Source organism: Marinicauda sp. Alg238-R41, from assembly GCF_947331485.1.
In the GTDB taxonomy this organism is placed as follows: domain Bacteria; phylum Pseudomonadota; class Alphaproteobacteria; order Caulobacterales; family Maricaulaceae; genus Marinicauda; species Marinicauda pacifica.
Window position 1 is genome coordinate 63,552 of the sequence record NZ_CAMZOJ010000001.1, and the last position, 16,665, is coordinate 80,216.

Sequence of the window (16,665 nt, forward strand, 5' to 3'; positions counted from 1 at the left end):
GAGGGAAGACGCAGGCAGAGAAACGATTTCCGGCAAAGCCTCACCCCCCTCTTTCCCAGCCAAAGCTGGGACCCAGGGAGCGTGGAACCCGCCCCTACCGCCGCCGGGCGATGAGGGCGGCGCGGCTCATCAGGGCGAGCCAGACAAAGGGGGCGGCGAGCGCGACGCCGACGCGTTCCAGCGGGCCGGAATAGTCCCAGAAATAGCGGATCAGCCCGTCAAACTTGTGGCGCTCGACAAAGAAGATGCTGGCCCGGCTGGTCGAGCCGTAATGGACGAGCTCGGCGCCCGGATCGAACACGACCTGACCGCCCGCGTCCCGCACCCGGCGGCACAGCTCGACGTCCTCGACATGCAGGAAGTAGCGCTCGTCAAACCCGCCGACCTGCTCGAAGCCGGCCCGGCTCATCATCAGCGCGGCGCCCGAGACGCAGGGCATTTCGGCGGGCCGGTCGGGCAGCGGCTCGTTCTCGCGGTGGATGTCGCGCCAGCCCGGCACGAGACGGGACAGGCCGGTAAAGCTGATGAAGGTGCTGGCCAGGGACAATTCGCCCCGGCGCCCGCCGCGCTGTTCGTGGCCGTCGCGATCGAGAATGCGCGCGCCGACGATCCACGGCATTGTCAGGCCGGCCCCGGTCCGGGCCATGCGCTGCGCCGTGCCCGGCGACAGCACGGCATCGGGATTGATGAAGAGGAGATGGGTGCCGCGCGCCGCCTTCGCGCCGATATTGCAGCCCTTGGAAAAGCCGAGATTGCCGCCGCTATGGATCAGGGTCAGGCGTGTCTCACGCGTGTCCAGCGCCTCCAGCGTCTCGACGTCCACGGCCGGGTTGCCGTGATTGACCAGGATCACCTCGTCCACGTCGGCGGCGGCCAGCGCGGCGTTCAGCGATTCAAACAGAACCGGCCCGCTATGCCAGCTGACCATGACAACGCTGATCGAGATCGTCTCGCCGGAAGTGCTCGCCCTGGCCAACGCTGTGTCCTCTACCCCCCGTCGTGCCGCGTTCCGCAGCCCGACTGATTCACCTTAACCGGGCGCTCGCGAAACGCCCAGATTTTCCACCACGCCACAGGGCCCGCGCCCTCCGGGACCGGGTCATACCCGTGCGTTCCGCCCGGGCGGCAACGCAAGAACCGGCCAAGCCCCATCCAGCCGCCGCGCCACAGACCGTGCAGGCGCAGCGCGTCCGCCGTGTAGTGCGAACAGGACGGCTCGTGCCGGCACCTTATCCCGAACGCATACAGGACCGGCGACAGGACCAGCTGGTAGGCCGCGATCGCCAGCAATCCGGCGCGCGCCGCCAGGCCCGGCTTTCCGGGTCCCGGCTTCTCAGGCACCGGCTTCTCCGTCGCCGGCTTTTCAATTGAATGGGGCATGGTCACCCTTGCCGCGCGAAAAGCGCGCCTTACTGGCCCGGACCGGACAGACTTGTCCAGTCTTCACATCCGTCAGTGTCATGATGGTGCGCGTTCTAGCGCGCGTCGAGCCGGTCCAGCGCCTCGCACGCCGCCTCGAAGGCCAGCAGGATCGAGCCGTGACGGGCCGGATAGTCCCTGGCGGGCTGCAGCGCGGCCAGGGCGGAAAACCGGCCCTGCGGCGCCGGTCCGTCCTGTTTGAGCATGGCCTTGAGCGCATCGCGCGCCTCGTAGACCTCGCTCACACCGGCCCCTACGCCCTCGCGCGCCAGCACGCTGGCCGCCGCCTGGCCCAGCGCGCACGCCTGCACCTCCAGTCCGAGATCGGTGACGACGCCGTCCTCGACCTTCAGATCGAGATCGAGCGTGGAGCCGCACAGGCGCGCGACCCGGTGCGCACTCGCATCGGGATCGGCCAGCCGGCCGATGCGCGGAATGTCGGCGGCCAGGCGCAGCACGTCGCTGGAATACGGCCCGGAAGAGGTCTCGCTGGTCATGGCCTCTATGTCCGCTCGCGCGCGGTCCGTTTCAAGAGCGCGCTCAGCTGCGCGACAGGCGCCAGATGCTGCCCTCCGGGCTGTCTTCCATCTGGACGCCCTTGTCGGTCAGCGTGTCGCGGATCTCGTCGGCGCGGGCAAAGTCCTTCGCCTTGCGCGCCTCGGCCCGCGCCTCGATCAGCGCGTCGATCTCGGCACGCTCGTCCGGGTCCACGCTGTCCAGGCCGAACCACGCATCGGGATCCTCCTGAAGCAGACCGAGCAGCGAGCCGGCCGCGAGCAGCTCGCCCTTTGCGGCAGACTGCGTGTCCTTATCCCCGGCCTTGTTGGCCCGGCCCGCGATCTCGAACAGGGCGGCGAGCGCCTTCGGCGTGTTCAGATCGTCGTGCAGCGCGGTCAGCACCGCGCCCGGTTCGGCGCCGGACGCCGCCTCGACCGCGCCCAGGCGCCGAAGCACACCATATAACCGGTCCAGGGATTTGAGAGCGCGCTCGAGTAGCAGATTGTCCCAGTCCAGCGGGGCGCGATACTGCCCGGATAGCAGCGCGTAGCGCACCGATTCGCCCTTGATTCCGCGCGCCAGCATCTCGTGAACCGTCACGATATTACCTTCCGACTTCGACATCTTTTCGTCGTTCATCGACAAAAAGCCGTTATGAAGCCAGTAGTTGGCCAGCGCCTTGCCGCCATGGACGCAGGCCGACTGGGCGATCTCGTTCTCATGGTGGGGAAACACCAGATCCACCCCGCCCCCGTGGATATCTATTGTCTCTCCCAACTGCGATTCGATCATCGCCGAGCACTCGATATGCCAGCCCGGACGCCCGTCTCCGAACGGGCTGGGCCAGCTCGGCTCGCCCGGCTTGGCCGGCTTCCAGAGCACGAAATCGCCCGGGTCGCGCTTGTAGGGAGCGACCTCGACGCGTGCTCCGGCCAGCATGTCTTCCAGCGGCCGGCGCGAGAACCCGCCATAGGCCTCGTAGGCCTTCACCGAGAACAGGACATGGCCCTGTTCGGCATAGGCAAATCCGTCCGCTACCAGGCGTTCGATCATCGCGACGATATGATCCATATGCCCGGTCGCGGTCGGCTCGAACGTCTTGGGCAGCACGTTCAGCGCCGCGGCATCGTCCAGATAGATTTTCGTAAAGCGCTGGGAAATCACCGAAATATCGACGCCCTCGCGCGCCGCCGCCGCGTTGATCTTGTCATCGACATCGGTGAAATTGCGCGCGAACAGCACCTGGTCCTCGCCATAGCGATGGCGCAGCACGCGGAACAGGACGTCAAAGACGACCTCGGGCCGGAAATTGCCCACATGGGCTGGCGCGTACACGGTCGGCCCGCACACATACAGCGTCACCCGGCCTTCATCCTGGGGCACAAAGTCGCGCTTGGTCCGGCTTGCCGTGTCGTAGAGCTTCAGAGCCATGGTCGGTGTCATCACATCAGTGTTAAAAGCGGACAAGGCGCTTTGCCTAAACCGCCAGAATTGGGTAGACACCGCGCTCTCGACTATCCGCGCTGTTTGCAGTGGAAACGGCGTGCATGCAACATATCTAATGGCCATGAATACACCGGCCATCGAACGACCCGGCGCAAAGACGGGCTGATCCTTCAGCTACTTCCTGTGCTGGATCCGGAAACCGGAACTACACCGGCACCGCGCAACGCACCGCGCGGGCCGCAACCCGACAACGAAAGGATCCACGTGAGTATGGACGCCCTTACCGATAAAACTGTGCTCGACGCCGCTTCGGCGTCCGGTGTTGAACGCCCCTCGCGCGACGAGGCCGAAGAGGCCGTGCGCACCTTGCTGCGCTGGGCCGGTGACGACCCGCGCCGCGAAGGCCTTCTGGATACGCCCAAGCGCGTCGTGAAAGCCTATGAGGAATGGTTTGCCGGCTACACCAAAGACGCCGCCGCCGAGCTCGGCAAGGTGTTCGAGGACGTGCAGGGCTATGACGACATGGTCATGCTGACCAACATGGACGTCGAGAGCCATTGCGAGCACCACATGGCCCCGATCCTGGGCACGGCCTGCGTGGCCTACCTGCCCGACCGCGCCGTGGTTGGCATTTCCAAGATCGCCAAGGTGGTGGAGATCTTCTCCAAGCGCCTGCAGACGCAGGAGACCATGACGGCCCAGATCGCCGACGTGATCGAGAGCGCGATGAAGCCGCGCGGCGTTGCGGTCTTCGTGGATGCCAAGCACCAGTGCATGACCACGCGCGGGGTCCATCACCCCAATGTCTCGACGGTCACCACAACCTTCACCGGCGAGTTCAAGGCCAATCCCGAACTGCGCGAGCGTTTCATGCGCCTGTGCGAGCGTAACGCCCGCTAGCGCTCGCTCCGCGCTGAAACGCGTTTCGGATCAAATGGAAAGCGCCCTCCGGAGCCCGTCTCCGGCGGGCGTTTTTTGTGACGATTTCAAGGCGTTCGCAGCTCGGGTGTCGCGTGCATGGATCAGGATTGTTAGGTGGGCGTTGACACATGACAGACATCCGCAACCAAAGAGACGCATTCATGATTACCCGTACGCTGACTGCCGCCCTCGCCGCCGCCGGCATGAGCTTCGCCGCTGCCAGCCCTGCCCTCGCCCAGGCCGGTGCCGGTGCCGGTGCTCAAGGCCAGGCGCAAGGCCAGATGCAGGTCGAGCCGATCGACAATTCCGAACTGACCGACGCCCAGGTTGAAGCCTTCATCGAGGCCGCGACCTCCATCCAGGCCGTGATTGCCGAATACCAGCCCCAGCTCCAGGCGGCCGAAAGCCAGGAAGATGCGGCCGCGCTTCAGCAGGAAGCCCAGGGCCAGCTGGTCATCGCGGTTGAGGAAGCCGGTCTCACGGCCAGCCAGTACCAGCGCATCGCCGCAGCCGCGCAGACCGACGAAGAAGTCGCCGCGCGCCTCCAGGCCGAAGCGCAATCGCAGTCCGAGAGCGGCCGCTAAGGCACCGCACACCTCTGTGCATGACAGTGAAACGGGCGGCCGGCTGGCCGCCCGTTTTTCTGTGTCAGGCCAGGCGTTCGACCTGAACCGGCTCGCTGCCATCGGCCGGGCGCACACGCCACCGGCTGTCGATCCCCGCGACAAAGTCCCGGCTCTTGATATCCGACACCGACACGAAATCGGCCTGCGCCCCCTCGCGGTTCAAGGTCAGGTGCACATAGCCCTTGGTGTAGACCTCGTGATGAAGGATGTGGGCATTGCGCTCTGTCGTCAGCGCACCGAAATCGACGCCGGGCGCATTCACATACTCGAAGTCGGACGGGCTGGTGACCGAGGTCACGCCAAATTCGGTCCCGCGCCGTGTGCCTTGCCCGTCGACCAGGTCGTTGCACCAGAAATTATGCGTATCCCCGGTCAGAACGAGAATATCCGCATCGGCCTCGGCCACCGCCGCATACAGGCGTTCGCGCTCGGCCGGAAACCCGTCCCAGTCGTCCAGCGTCATCGGGATTGAGAAGCGCGATAACTGTGCCGTTTCCCACACTTGCCCGCCAATCATGCGCATAGCGAAGCGCAGCCAGAGCGGCGTCTGGCGGGTGTAATCGGGCATGGTCTTCGGCGCAATCATCACCTGGTTGATGAGGACCCGCCAGGGCTGGCCCGCCTCGCGCGAGGCCCGCAGCGTCTGGGACAGCGCCGCGAGCTGGGCTTCGCCCATCATCTCGCGGGCCGGATTGCCGATCACCTCGTCGCGCCAGCGCTGGACGGCTTCGGCGACTTCAGGGTCTTCGGGATCGGCATCGACCGGAACCGGAAAGCTCGACCAGTCGACCGGCTCGGTGCGCGCCGACAGACGGGTCTCCATCAGGACCAGCGTGGCCAGATCGCCAATGGTGACAGCGCCCTGGCGGGCGTGGCGCGGCTCGGCGTCGCGCACGGGCAGCCAGGCATAGTAAGCGGCCAGCGCCCCATCGCGGCGCGCGGTCCACTCTCCCTCGCCCTCATTGTGATTCTGCGCCCCGCGGCTCCAGGCATCGTTGGCGGTCTCGTGATCGTCCCAGACGGCAATCCAGGGCGCGCGCGCCTTGAGCGCCTGCAAATCGGGATCGAGGCAGTATTGCGCATGGCGCCGACCGTAATCGTCCGCCGTCACGATTTCGCGGCGCGGATCGGGCACGCGCGACAGCGCCTCCGCATCCTCGGTCGCATACCCGTCCATTCCGTATTCGTAGATGTAATCGCCGAGATGGACGACCAGGTCGATGTCCTCGCGCCCGGCCGCATCGCGATAGGCATTGAAGAAGCCGGCCGGATAGTTGGAGCAGGAAAACGCCGCGATCCGGAACTCGTCCACGCGGCCGTCCGGCAGGGTGCGCGTGCGCCCGACCGGCGAGTACTCACCGTCGCGCACGAAACGGAACATGTAGGCGCGTCCCGGCTCCAGCCCCTCGACCAGCGCCTTGTAGGGAATCGCCGGCTCCATATCCGGGCTCGTCACCGCAGGCCCGGCCGGTGCGGTCTCGCCCTCGAAGACAAGCTCGGAGAAACGCTCGTCGGCCGACACCTCGACACGAACGGGCGCATCGGCGCGCGTCCCGGTCAGGGCTGTCCACACCACCAGGCTGGTCTGGTCCGGATCGCCCGACGCCACACCATGTTTGAACGCGCCCTCGGCAACCGCCAGCGGTTCGGCCTGCGGCCGGCTGTCCGAGCAGGCCGCCAGCGTCAGGCCGCCTGCCCCCGCCAGCGCGCCGCGCCGCGTAATCTCGCCAATCTTCATGGATGCTCTCCCCGGCTTTTTTCTGTTTGCTTACTCTTGGCCGCCCGCACGCCGGTGGCAAGCAGGCAGGCCCAAAAACGCAGCGCCGGAACGGGCCCCTCAACCCGTCCCGGCGCGCATCAGCCCCCGCTAATCCCCCCAGCGTCAGGCCAGTCCAGCTCTAGAAGCGGCCGCCGATCCGGACACCGGCCATGCGCGGCGCGCCGGCGATGAAGGTCGGAATGCCGAAGCTGTCGCCGGTATTGCCGGCATCGATGATGTATTCCTCATCGAGCAGGTTATCGACGAAGGCCTCGGCCCACAGCGCTTCGCTTCCGGTTTCGTAGCGGACCTTGAAGTCGACGATGCCGTATTCGCCCTGCAGCTCGTCCTGGACCGCGTCGCTGCTTTGCAGGTCGGGACGGTCATTGTCGTTGTCGAAGAAGACCTCGCTCTGCCAGCTCCAGGTCGGCAGGAAGGAGAGCGTGCCCCCCGTCGGCATCTCGAAGCGCGCCTGCAGGCCGATGGCCAGTGCATGGTCCGGCGACAGGCGGAAGGAGTTGCCCGCAAACTCCTGGGCATTGCCCTCGTCGTCAGTGTCGTCGAATTCGGCGTGGTTGTAGGCGTAGCTGGCAAACATGGACAGCATGTCGTTGAAGACATGGGTCAGTTGGCCTTCAAAGCCGTACTGCGTGGCCAGGCCCGCATTGTCGGTGATGAAGACGGCCTGGTTCGGTTCAAAGCGGCTGGTCTGGAAGTTCTCGTATTCAGAATAGAAGACCGAAGCCTGGATGGTGGTGTTTTCCAGCGTCCAGAACGCCCCGGTTTCCACGCTGTCGACCAGCTCCGCCGGGACGTTGACGAAGTCTCCGCCGCTGAAGCTGATGACGTCCGGGCGGCGTCCGCGGGCATAGTTGGCCCAAACGTTCAGATCGTCCGACACCGCATAGTTGGCCGCGACGCGCCAGGTGAAGTCGTCAAACTCGCGTTGGCCCGAATTCATGAACTGGCCGTTCGTGGACGGCAGGAACAGCGTCTGGCCGAAGGTGATGCGGTTCGGGCCGACCAGGCTGCCGCCATAGATGGAGGCGGTCTTCTCTTCGCGCGTGTAGCGCAGGCCGGCCGTCAGCTCGAGGCGGTCGGTCAGCTGGTAGGACACGTCGCCGAAGATGTCATAGGCGGTGTTCTCGCCAAAGTTCGCCGTCTCTTCCAGGTAGAAATCGCGCAGCGGTACGATCTGGCCGGTGGTGAACAAGGCCGGGACCGAGATCATCAGCGGATTGAAAGGATTGTCGAAATTCTGCGCACCCGGCACGCCCATCAGGGCCAGCTGGGCCTCGATCTGGGCCACGGTCGCCCCCGCGCCGGCGGCGATGACGCCAGCCTGGAAGGCCTGGGCCACGCCCTCATTGGTCGCCAGCGGAATGCGCTGCTTGGCTTCTTCCTCGAAGATGGAGCCGCCGACAAAGCCGGTCAGGCGTCCGCCATTGTCGTAGTTCAGGCGCAGCTCCTGGCTCCATTGCTGGCCGACCGCGTCTTCGCCCACGACCAGCAGCTCGGCCCCGAACCCGTCCGGATCGAAGATTTCAAGGGAGTCGAACCCGCGCCAGCCCGTGATCGAGCTCAGCGAGAACATGTCGTTGATCTCGTAGTCGGTCAGGATGGTCACGCCGTAAACTTCACGCTCCAGACCCAGATCGCGGCCTTCTTCAAAGCCTCCGAACGTGTTCAGCGCGGCCGGTTCCCACGCCTCCAGCGAACCGCCGGGGAAGGGCGCGATCGCGTTGGACTTGAACGACGTCCCGGCCGGCGTGTCTTCCTGGTAGTTGCCGATCACCGTGACCGACAGGTCGGCGGTCGGCTCCCAGCGCGCCGACAGGCGGTAGGCGGTCAGGTCGACCGAGTTGAAGTCCTCGTCGGTCAGCACGCTTTCCACATAGCCGTCGCGCGACTTGTCGATCATCGCAAAGCGCAGGCCGAACGTGTCGGTCACGGGCATGTTGAGCATGCCGCCGAACTCGAGCCGGTTATAGCTGCCCGCCCCGGCCCAGACTTCCGCCGCAAACGCGTCGAGGTCCGGCTTGTTCTGGATGAGGTTGATGCCGCCGATCAGCGCGCCGCGTCCGAACAGGGTCGGCTGCGGGCCCTTGGCGACCTCGATGCGCTCCATGTCGAACAGCTCGACATAGGAGCCGCGCGACTTGGTAATGGACACCCCGTCCTGGAACACGGCCACGCGTGCCGCGTCGGCGCCGCCGCCGCTATCGGAGGTGATGCCGCGAATCACGAAGCCGGGGTTGTTGGGCGATTGCTCCTGGATTTCCAGGCCCGGCACGAAGTCGGACAGATCGTCGAACTGCTCGATGCCCAGTGCGTCCAGCTGGTCGGCGCCCAGCGCGGTCAGGGCGAGAGGGACTTCGGCCAGCGACTGTTCGCGCTTCTGCGCCGTCACCGTGATGACGTCGGAGATGAGCGGGTTTGCCGATTGTGACCCGGCCTGCGCCACGGCCACCGGCGTGAAGCCGGCCAGCGTGATAGACGCGGCACTGAGAAGACGAAGCTTGAAAGACATGATGTTTGGTTCCCCTCGCTGTAGAAGACCCCATCGCCATGAAAGGCGCGGGACTGATCGCGAGGCTGTTAGGCAGTTTGCGTGACAGTCTGGAGACGGGACGATGACAGCTCTTTGATGCACCGCAGCAAGCCGGGTCTTGTTGCCGTGACAACACGTTAGCTGTCACATTTGTGTAAGGAACGACCATGAGCGACGCCGTCGAAAGTCACGAGATCATCGCCGAGGACGCCGATCAGGGCACCCGTCTTGACCGATTCCTGGCCGAACGGCTCGAAGCGCTGTCGCGCACCCGGTGCAAGGCCCTGATCGAGGACAGCCGGCTCCGGGCCGACGGCGCGGTACTGACCGACCCGTCGGCCAAGGTCCAGGCCGGCTCGACCTATGTTCTGGAGATCCCCGCGCCCGAGCAGGCCGAGCCGGTGGCCGAGGACATTCCGCTCGACATCCTGTTCGAGGACGAGCACCTGGTCATCGTCAACAAGGCGGCCGGCATGACGGTCCACCCCGCGGCCGGCAACTGGACCGGGACGCTCGTCCACGCCCTGCTCCATCATTGCCGCGGCAGCCTGTCGGGCATTGGCGGCGTGGAGCGGCCGGGCATCGTCCACCGTCTCGACAAGGACACGTCCGGTGTGATGGTCGCGGCCAAGACCGATGCGGCCCATCAGGGCCTGCAGAAGCTCTTCGCCAAACACGATATCGAGCGGGTCTATCTGGCCTTCGTGCGCGGCTCGGCCCAGCCGCGGGCCGGACGGATCGAAACCCGCCTGGTGCGCTCAAGCAGTGACCGCAAGAAATTCGCGGTCGCGCGCGACAATGACAGCGACGCGGGCAAGCACGCCATCACCAACTATGCCACGCTGAAGACGTTCGGCCAGGAGCCCAGGGCCGCGATCGGCACGCCGATGGCCAGCCTGATCGAATGCCGTCTGGAGACCGGGCGCACGCACCAGATCCGCGTCCATCTCGCCCATATCGCCTGTCCGCTCCTGGGCGATCCCCTCTATGGTCGCGGCGGGCGCAGCTCCGCCCTATCGCGCACCGATGACGACCGCCTGCTGAAGGATTTCCGGCGCCAGGCCCTGCACGCGGCGGTTCTGGGCTTCGTCCACCCGGTCACCGGCGAAGCCGTTCGCGTCGAGACTCCGCTGCCCGAGGACATGAAGAAGCTGCAGGCTTTCCTGGAGTCGCTCTAGCCGCCGCGCGCCTCGCGCATCGACTGTTCGTTGTAGAAATGGCTGATGAGATTGTAGCGTACGCCGCGTGTCGTCTCCTCGATCTCGTGCAGGAGCGAGGAGGAGAAGACCAGCGCCGTGCCCGGCGCCCCGCGATAGCCCTTCTGGGCGAACTCGCGAAAAACGAGCTCCCCGCCATCGTAATCGTCATTCAGGCTGATCGACAGGGCGAAGCGCCGGTAGGCGCTCGACGCGGCCACATTGTCGCGATGGCCGATCTCGATACCGTCGCGGCGGCCGGAGTAGCGCGCCACATGCAGGGATTCGCGCTTGGTCACGTCGAAGGCGAACGCCTTGCGGATCATCGGCAGCACACGCTGGTGCAGCTTCTGGTCGACGCGCTGCAAGATCGCCGGATCGTGGATCACATGGTCGATCCGGTCCTGGCGGTTATAGTCGCTAACCGGGATTTTCAGGCCTTGAGCGCCCGGGGCGGCGGTCTTGGCAATCGCGAACTCGCCCCCCGCCTCGCAATGCTCGATCAGGACACGGCAATCGTCCGGGTCGAGCGCATTGGGAAGGATCAGGACCGGAGCATGGCCGGGAATCCAGTCGCGCGCCGCCGCGGCCTCCTCTGCCAGCGCGCGGACCTGGGCTGCGGCAGCATCGGCGGATCCGGCATCGTCCATGATGGACCTCACTTGACGGTTAGGGGTGATGACGACGGTACGCTCGATCAGGCGCCCCGGAATATCGATGCCTTTCACCAGGCCATACTGCGCGAAGGCCGCGCCGTTCGCATCGCCGCAAACAGGTGCTGTAAGGCCGGTCTCGACGCGGAGCTGCCGCGCGCGGCGCCCGTCTGTGTCGGCGGTCACGACAATGAGTGTGGCGCCCGCCGCCGCAAGCATGCCCTGGGTGGCGGAATACCGCTCCAGCACGGCCCGGCTCGCCGGATCGTCCAGGAAGCCGCAGAACACCAGCACCAGCGGCCGGCCCGCGAACGCATCTTCGAACAAGCGCAGGCTCCGGCCGTCCTGGTCCATCAGCGTGGCGTCCGGAGCCGGATCGCCCGGCCCGATGTCCTGGACATAGGCTTTCAGGAAAGGTGCGGAGCGCTCGTGAACGGGGCGAAGATCGGGTGTCATGGCAAAACCGTAGTGCGCGGCACCGGCTTGCCATAGCTAATTCGAAATAGCGTTAGGTTATCAGAAGACTACTGACGCCATTCTGCATCACGAACGCAATCCGCCCTGCAACCCCCGGGCGAGGACCCAGTCCTCATAGACCGCCCCGCCCACATCGAAGCTGCGCTCGCCCACGGTTTCAAATCCCATCCGGGCATAGAAACCCAGCGCCTTCTCATTGCCCTTGTACACGCCAAGCAGGAGACGCGAGGCGCCCTGCGCCACGCCGAACCGGTAGGCCGCCTCGAACAGGGCCCGGCCCGCCCCGCTGCCTTGAAAGCGCGACAAGAGGTAGATGCGCTTGATCTCCAGATCGCCCGGTCCGGTTTCGACCGGCAGGTCGGGCGCGGTCAGATGCAGATAGCCGACCGGCGCCGCATTCGGTGCCGTCTCCGCAATCCACAGCGCCTGGGCCGGATCGGCCAGCGCGGCGGCATAATAGGGCGCGGTCTGGCGCTCCTCGCAATGACGGATGACGGCCTGGCCGTCAATCATGCCGGCATAGCTTTCAAGAAAGGTCGCCTTGCCCGCCAGCGCCAGCGCGGTCTCGTCCCCCGCGGCGCAACGTCTCACCTGCGGTCGCGCCCCGTCCTCGACAGACCGACCCTCCAGACTAGTCATTCCACGCTCCCCGGCGGTCATTCCTGACGAAATCGGACCGCTGTCTTTCTGAATTGTCACTTCAACGCAAGGGGAACCTGCGCCATGATTTTGCCGTTGCGATAGCATTCAATGCCATCGACAGCAGGAAATGTTCACATCGACGTGAAGACCCTCTCGCGCAAGCCGCTTTGCCTGCCTACATGGTAGCGGCGCTGCCTGGCAGCGTAAGATGCGGGAGAGGATGGATGGCACGATCGGCGCCGCCCGTCTTCTGAAGGGAGACACACATGGCCAACGCACCCACATTATCGATCAGTCCGGAAGCGGGTCTGTCCCGGTACCTGTCCGAAATCCGCAAATTTCCCATGCTGGAAAAGGATGAGGAGTTCATGCTGGCCAAGCGCTGGCAGGAGCATGAAGATTCCGAAGCCGCTCACCGCCTGGTCACATCGCACCTGCGCCTGGTGGCCAAGATCGCCATGGGCTATCGCGGCTACGGCCTTCCCGTGGCCGAAGTCATCTCCGAAGGCAATGTCGGCCTGATGCAGGCTGTCAAGAAATTCGACCCGGACAAGGGCTTCCGTCTGGCGACCTACGCCATGTGGTGGATTCGCGCCTCGATCCAGGAATACATCCTGCGCTCGTGGTCGCTGGTGAAGATGGGCACGACCGCCGCGCAGAAGAAGCTGTTCTTCAACCTGCGCCGGATGAAGAGCAAGATGCAGGCGCTCGAGGAAGGCGACCTGAAACCCCATCAGGTAGAGGAAATCGCCACCAAGCTCGGGGTGACCGAAGCCGAGGTCATGTCGATGAACGGACGCCTGTCCGGTCCTGACAGCTCGCTGAACGCGCCCCTGCGCCAGGACGGCGAAGCCGAATGGCAGGACTGGCTCACCGACAAGGACGCAGAGTCGGCCGAGGACACGCTGGTCGAGAGTGATGAATTCGACACCCGCATGACGCTTCTCCAGGAGGCCATGGGCCAGCTCAACGAGCGCGAACGCCACATCATCCAGGAACGCCGCTTGACCGAAGATCCCAAGACGCTGGAAGACCTCGCTCAGGTCTACGGGGTCAGCCGCGAACGCATCCGCCAGATCGAGGTGCGGGCCTTCGACAAGCTGCAGAAGGAAATGAAGCGCCTGGCCGTCGAACAGGAGCTGGTCGAGGCCTGATCTTGCCCTAGCCGGGTTCAGACCCTGACGCTGCGCCGGCCCGGACCTCGTCCGCGCCGGCGCTTTGCGTTTGCCGCATCTCGGCCAGCTTCGTGCTGAAACCGAGCGCCAGGCAGATCTGCGCCGCGGCATAGGTGATCCAGACTGGCTTGATCTCGGCCAGCGGGCGCACATCCTTGAACCAGCCCGCCGCCAGCAGGCTGTCGGAGATCACGAACAGGACCGCCCCGATGGCGAGCAGGCGCGGCCCCTTCACGAGGCCGGACGCCATCGCCATCACCAGGATGATCGCGTTGTAGAGCGTTGCCGCAAACGCCAGATCGCCCATGCCCGGGCGCAGCCAGGACAGCATCGCCGCCCCGTAAAGCGCCAGCGCACCCGCCAGCACGAGACCGTCCCGCCGCCAGCCCTCGCGCCGTATCATCCAGATGAACAGGCCGAGATAGACCGCATGGGCCGAGGCGAAGGCGGCAATTCCGATCTCCAGACCGCCGCGAATCTCCAGCGAATAATCGCCGATCGCCGACAGGAAGAGCGCCAGTGCCAGAACCGGAGCCCGGCGCATCAGCGCGAACAGTCCCAGCATCACGATGCCCGACGCCTTGATGATCGGCGATCCCGGCACGCCCAGCCCCGCCATGTCGATCACCCAGTAGCCGGCAAGGCAGAGCAGCGCCGTCGCCAGATAGGCAGGCGCGGCCCAGCCCGGAATGGCGCCCGCCTTCGTATCGCCCGACATTTCCATAACCTGCACTCCGGTCTTTAAATGCGCTCCGGGCGGCCTAGAACCTGCCCCCGGTGTTCGACATGTCCGACATGTACGACAGGCGGGAGCAAGGAAGGAAGAGGCATGCGCAAGACGGCAGTGACGGCAATTTCAGGTCTGGTGCTCGCGACAGGCCCGGTCCTGGCCCAGGAGGCGCCGGTTCTGGAGCCCGCGCTCCAGCGCCTGCTCGATGCGGCAGCCCGGAGCGGCAACGCCGACGACCTGGCCGATGCGCTGCGCCTGATCGCGCTGAGCGAAGGGCGCGACGTTGCCTTTGATGCGGCCGCCCGCATGGGACGCCTCGACGCGGCGCAGGGCGTGCTCGGCCCCGTGATCGCCGAGGCTGCCGCCGACCAGCCGGTCGAGCCGGCCCCGGCCGATGACACGCCTCAGGCCGCTCCAGCCGAGTCCGGCACACCCGCCCCGCCCGTCTGGCGCCGTGCCCCGGCCCAGGTCGCGTCGGCCTTCTACGGCGCCCAGTCCGACCTCTGGGATGGCCGCGTCCGGCTCGGGGCCCGCTTCGACAGCGGCAACTCGGACCGTCAGGACTATCTGGCCGGACTGGAGATCAAGCGCGCCCTGGCCGGCTGGGGCTTTGAGGGCGCGATCGAGTACGCCTATTCCGAGGTCAATTCTTCGGTCGGGCGCGACGAACTCATCGCCAATGCGCGCGGCGAACGCGAGGCCGGGGAACGCTTCACCTATTACGCGTCCGGCGAGTACGAACAGGACGCCCTGTCCGGCTATGACTGGACGACCTTCCTGGGCGCGGGCGTGGGCTACCGGCTCATCGAGAACGACACGACGAATTTTGTCCTGCGCGCCGGTCCCGGCATCCGCGTCCTGTCCGAACCCGATCGGCCCAACCAGGCTCGCGGCGCGCTCGATCTCGGCGCCGACTATTCCACCGCCTGGACGGATGCGGTCAGCTTCTCCTCGGAATCCTCGCTTCTGGTGTCGGACAAGTCGCGGGCCGACCAGCGCTTCGTGGTCTCCACGGCGCTGGGCGAGGTCTGGGCGCTCGAACTGAAACTGCGTTACCGCCACGAGTTCGAGCCCGAACCCGGCTTCGAGGAAAGCGACACCCGCACCGACATCTCCATCGTGCGCGAGTTCTAAGCAGAGCAGCGCCTGGCAGCTGCTCTCCGATGCCCCGGATCGCCTGCGGCGTCCGGGGTTTCAGAACCAAGCGCTGTCATCCCGGGCGGAGCGCGCAGCCCCGGGACCGGTGAGGACGAAAGCGCCTACCCGCCCGGCTTTCTGGCCCCGGTCACGCCCGGCTTGCCACCGCCCATGGGGCGGGTGGCGTTCGCCCCGGCTTCGCCCGAGGCGAACGCCTCGAGCCGGTCGACCCAGGCTTCCGCGCCCACCGCGATATTGATGACCGGGCCGGTCTCAACCCGGCGATAGGTGGAATCGCTGCCGATCACGAACCAGTCGCCCTCATCCTCGATCAGGAAGGGCGAGCCGGAATCGCCCTGCGTGGTGTCGCATTCATGCGCGAACGTGGTGTCGGCATAGATCTCGACCACGCGGCAATCGGTATTACCCGACAGATTCTCGCCCGTGTCCCAGGAGTATCCGGCCTGATAGATGCGCTCCTCGAGTCCGGCGCGGCGGCCAAGATCGCGCGTCAGCGCGCGCACGCCCAGCCAGCCGACCGTGTCGCCCAGCCGCCGGTCGAGGCGCAGCAAGGCCCAGTCGAGCGGGTCGTCCTGCTCCGTGCCCACGGCCGCGGCGCGACCGGGGTCGGTGAGATAGTCGATGACGCGGGCGCGCACCGGGCCCTCTTGACGGTCAAAACCGGTTTCGAATGTCCCGCGCGCATTCACGCGGCCCTGCTCGCCCTCGATGCAATGGGCCGCCGTCAGGAGGATGTCCGGTCCGATCAGCGTGGCGGTGCACGTGCCGCCCGCGTCCATCGACACCGTGCCGATGCGGCTCCAGGGCGCCTCGCCGGTATCGAGCAGGACCCGGTCGTCGCGGCCGAAGAAATGATCGTCGAAACTCATCGGCCGCTCGCGGCCGGCGCAATCGCTGCGATCGGTCCGCGCCTCGCAGCGCCCCGTGCCTTCGCCCGGCTCGTCGCAGACCCCGTTGAAGGCCAGATCGCAGGCATCGGTGCGAAAGCGCAGCCCGCTCAGATCCCCGCAATCGGCGAGGTCTGTGCCTTGCGTGCACACGCCCGTGCCCAGGCGCGGCTCGTCGCATTCGCCGTCATGGGCCCACTGGCAGGAATTGTCCTCCTCGCCGCTCATGATGCGCCAGCAATCGGACCGGTCCGTCCCGGCCGGGCAGGCGCCGGTACCCACGCCCGGTTCGTCGCATTCCAGGTCGTTGGCGTGCCGGCAGCTATCATTGCCGCCGATGGCGCTGACACCGGCGCCCGGTTTGCCGGGCTTCTGAACGCTGGTCAGCCAGTGCTGCAGGTCGCGCGCGCTCAGCCGCTCTGGTGCCGCCGCCTGGCTCCACGCCGGCGCCGCAATCGAAATCAGCGCGAGGACCGCGCACACAGTGTGAAGAATACGCACAAACCGCCCCTGTTTTCCTGTCCGGC

General features: G+C 66.1%; 15 protein-coding genes. 5 read left to right on the forward strand and 10 right to left on the reverse strand.

Translation table 11 applies throughout. The features are described 5' to 3' along the window. Positions 1-94 precede the first annotated feature (94 nt). The 4 genes from PGP17_RS00295 to cysS all read right to left on the reverse strand — a co-directional run bounded on the left by PGP17_RS00295 (position 95) and on the right by cysS (position 3,348). Positions 95-976, reverse strand: coding sequence for a glycosyltransferase family 2 protein (locus PGP17_RS00295; protein WP_135944685.1), 882 nt, complete (start codon positions 974-976; stop codon positions 95-97). 11 nt (positions 977-987) lie between these two features. Then, complete coding sequence (yidD, locus tag PGP17_RS00300) at positions 988-1,380, reverse strand: membrane protein insertion efficiency factor YidD (protein WP_270373677.1); 393 nt, start codon at positions 1,378-1,380, stop codon at positions 988-990. A 95-nt stretch (positions 1,381-1,475) separates the two neighbouring features. Further along, complete coding sequence (locus tag PGP17_RS00305; RefSeq protein ID WP_270373678.1) at positions 1,476-1,916, reverse strand: iron-sulfur cluster assembly scaffold protein; 441 nt, start codon at positions 1,914-1,916, stop codon at positions 1,476-1,478. 43 nt (positions 1,917-1,959) lie between these two features. Further along, positions 1,960-3,348 (reverse strand): cysteine--tRNA ligase, encoded by a 1,389-nt coding sequence (cysS, locus tag PGP17_RS00310; protein WP_442915124.1) that lies wholly within the window; start codon positions 3,346-3,348, stop codon positions 1,960-1,962. 285 nt (positions 3,349-3,633) lie between these two features. On the opposite strand from cysS, the gene folE reads away from it, so the two are divergent. Together folE and PGP17_RS00320 are read left to right on the forward strand one after the other, a co-directional pair. Then, positions 3,634-4,263, forward strand: coding sequence for a GTP cyclohydrolase I FolE (gene folE / locus PGP17_RS00315; RefSeq protein ID WP_135944693.1), 630 nt, complete (start codon positions 3,634-3,636; stop codon positions 4,261-4,263). A gap of 182 nt (positions 4,264-4,445) precedes the next feature. Continuing rightward, complete coding sequence (locus PGP17_RS00320; RefSeq protein WP_270373680.1) at positions 4,446-4,868, forward strand: DUF4168 domain-containing protein; 423 nt, start codon at positions 4,446-4,448, stop codon at positions 4,866-4,868. 64 nt (positions 4,869-4,932) lie between these two features. On the opposite strand, the gene PGP17_RS00325 is transcribed toward PGP17_RS00320, so the two are convergent. Beyond that, positions 4,933-6,648, reverse strand: a complete 1,716-nt coding sequence (locus PGP17_RS00325) for an alkaline phosphatase D family protein (RefSeq protein WP_270373681.1) — start codon at positions 6,646-6,648, stop codon at positions 4,933-4,935. A 160-nt stretch (positions 6,649-6,808) separates the two neighbouring features. After that, on the reverse strand, positions 6,809-9,199 hold the full coding sequence (locus tag PGP17_RS00330) for a TonB-dependent receptor (RefSeq protein WP_270373682.1): 2,391 nt from the start codon (positions 9,197-9,199) through the stop codon (positions 6,809-6,811). 188 nt (positions 9,200-9,387) lie between these two features. Between PGP17_RS00330 and PGP17_RS00335 the strand changes: the two genes are divergently transcribed. After that, positions 9,388-10,398, forward strand: coding sequence for an RluA family pseudouridine synthase (locus tag PGP17_RS00335; protein WP_270373683.1), 1,011 nt, complete (start codon positions 9,388-9,390; stop codon positions 10,396-10,398). On the opposite strand, the gene PGP17_RS00340 is transcribed toward PGP17_RS00335, so the two are convergent. Further along, on the reverse strand, positions 10,395-11,525 hold the full coding sequence (locus PGP17_RS00340) for a redoxin domain-containing protein (protein WP_270373684.1): 1,131 nt from the start codon (positions 11,523-11,525) through the stop codon (positions 10,395-10,397). The genes PGP17_RS00335 and PGP17_RS00340 overlap by 4 nt on opposite strands. An 87-nt stretch (positions 11,526-11,612) precedes the next feature. Further along, positions 11,613-12,185 carry a GNAT family N-acetyltransferase gene (locus PGP17_RS00345; protein WP_270373685.1) on the reverse strand — a complete coding sequence of 191 codons (573 nt, stop codon included), beginning with the start codon at positions 12,183-12,185 and terminating at the stop codon, positions 11,613-11,615. A gap of 269 nt (positions 12,186-12,454) precedes the next feature. Between PGP17_RS00345 and rpoH the strand changes: the two genes are divergently transcribed. Further along, the gene (rpoH, locus tag PGP17_RS00350; protein WP_135944706.1) at positions 12,455-13,342 is read left to right on the forward strand and encodes an RNA polymerase sigma factor RpoH; all 888 of its coding nucleotides are present in this window, start codon (positions 12,455-12,457) and stop codon (positions 13,340-13,342) included. Positions 13,343-13,349: 7 nt separating this feature from the next. Here rpoH and PGP17_RS00355 read toward each other — a convergent pair whose 3' ends face one another. Then, entirely contained in the window at positions 13,350-14,087 is a 738-nt protein-coding gene (locus PGP17_RS00355; protein WP_135944708.1) for a lysoplasmalogenase, read from the reverse strand. A gap of 105 nt (positions 14,088-14,192) precedes the next feature. On the opposite strand from PGP17_RS00355, the gene PGP17_RS00360 reads away from it, so the two are divergent. Then, positions 14,193-15,227, forward strand: a complete 1,035-nt coding sequence (locus PGP17_RS00360) for a DUF481 domain-containing protein (RefSeq protein WP_270373686.1) — start codon at positions 14,193-14,195, stop codon at positions 15,225-15,227. A gap of 125 nt (positions 15,228-15,352) precedes the next feature. Here the strand turns inward: PGP17_RS00360 and PGP17_RS00365 are convergent, their stop codons facing one another. Next, positions 15,353-16,639: a trypsin-like serine peptidase gene (locus PGP17_RS00365; RefSeq protein ID WP_270373687.1), complete on the reverse strand. Its 1,287-nt coding sequence runs from the start codon at positions 16,637-16,639 to the stop codon at positions 15,353-15,355. Positions 16,640-16,665 lie beyond the last annotated feature (26 nt).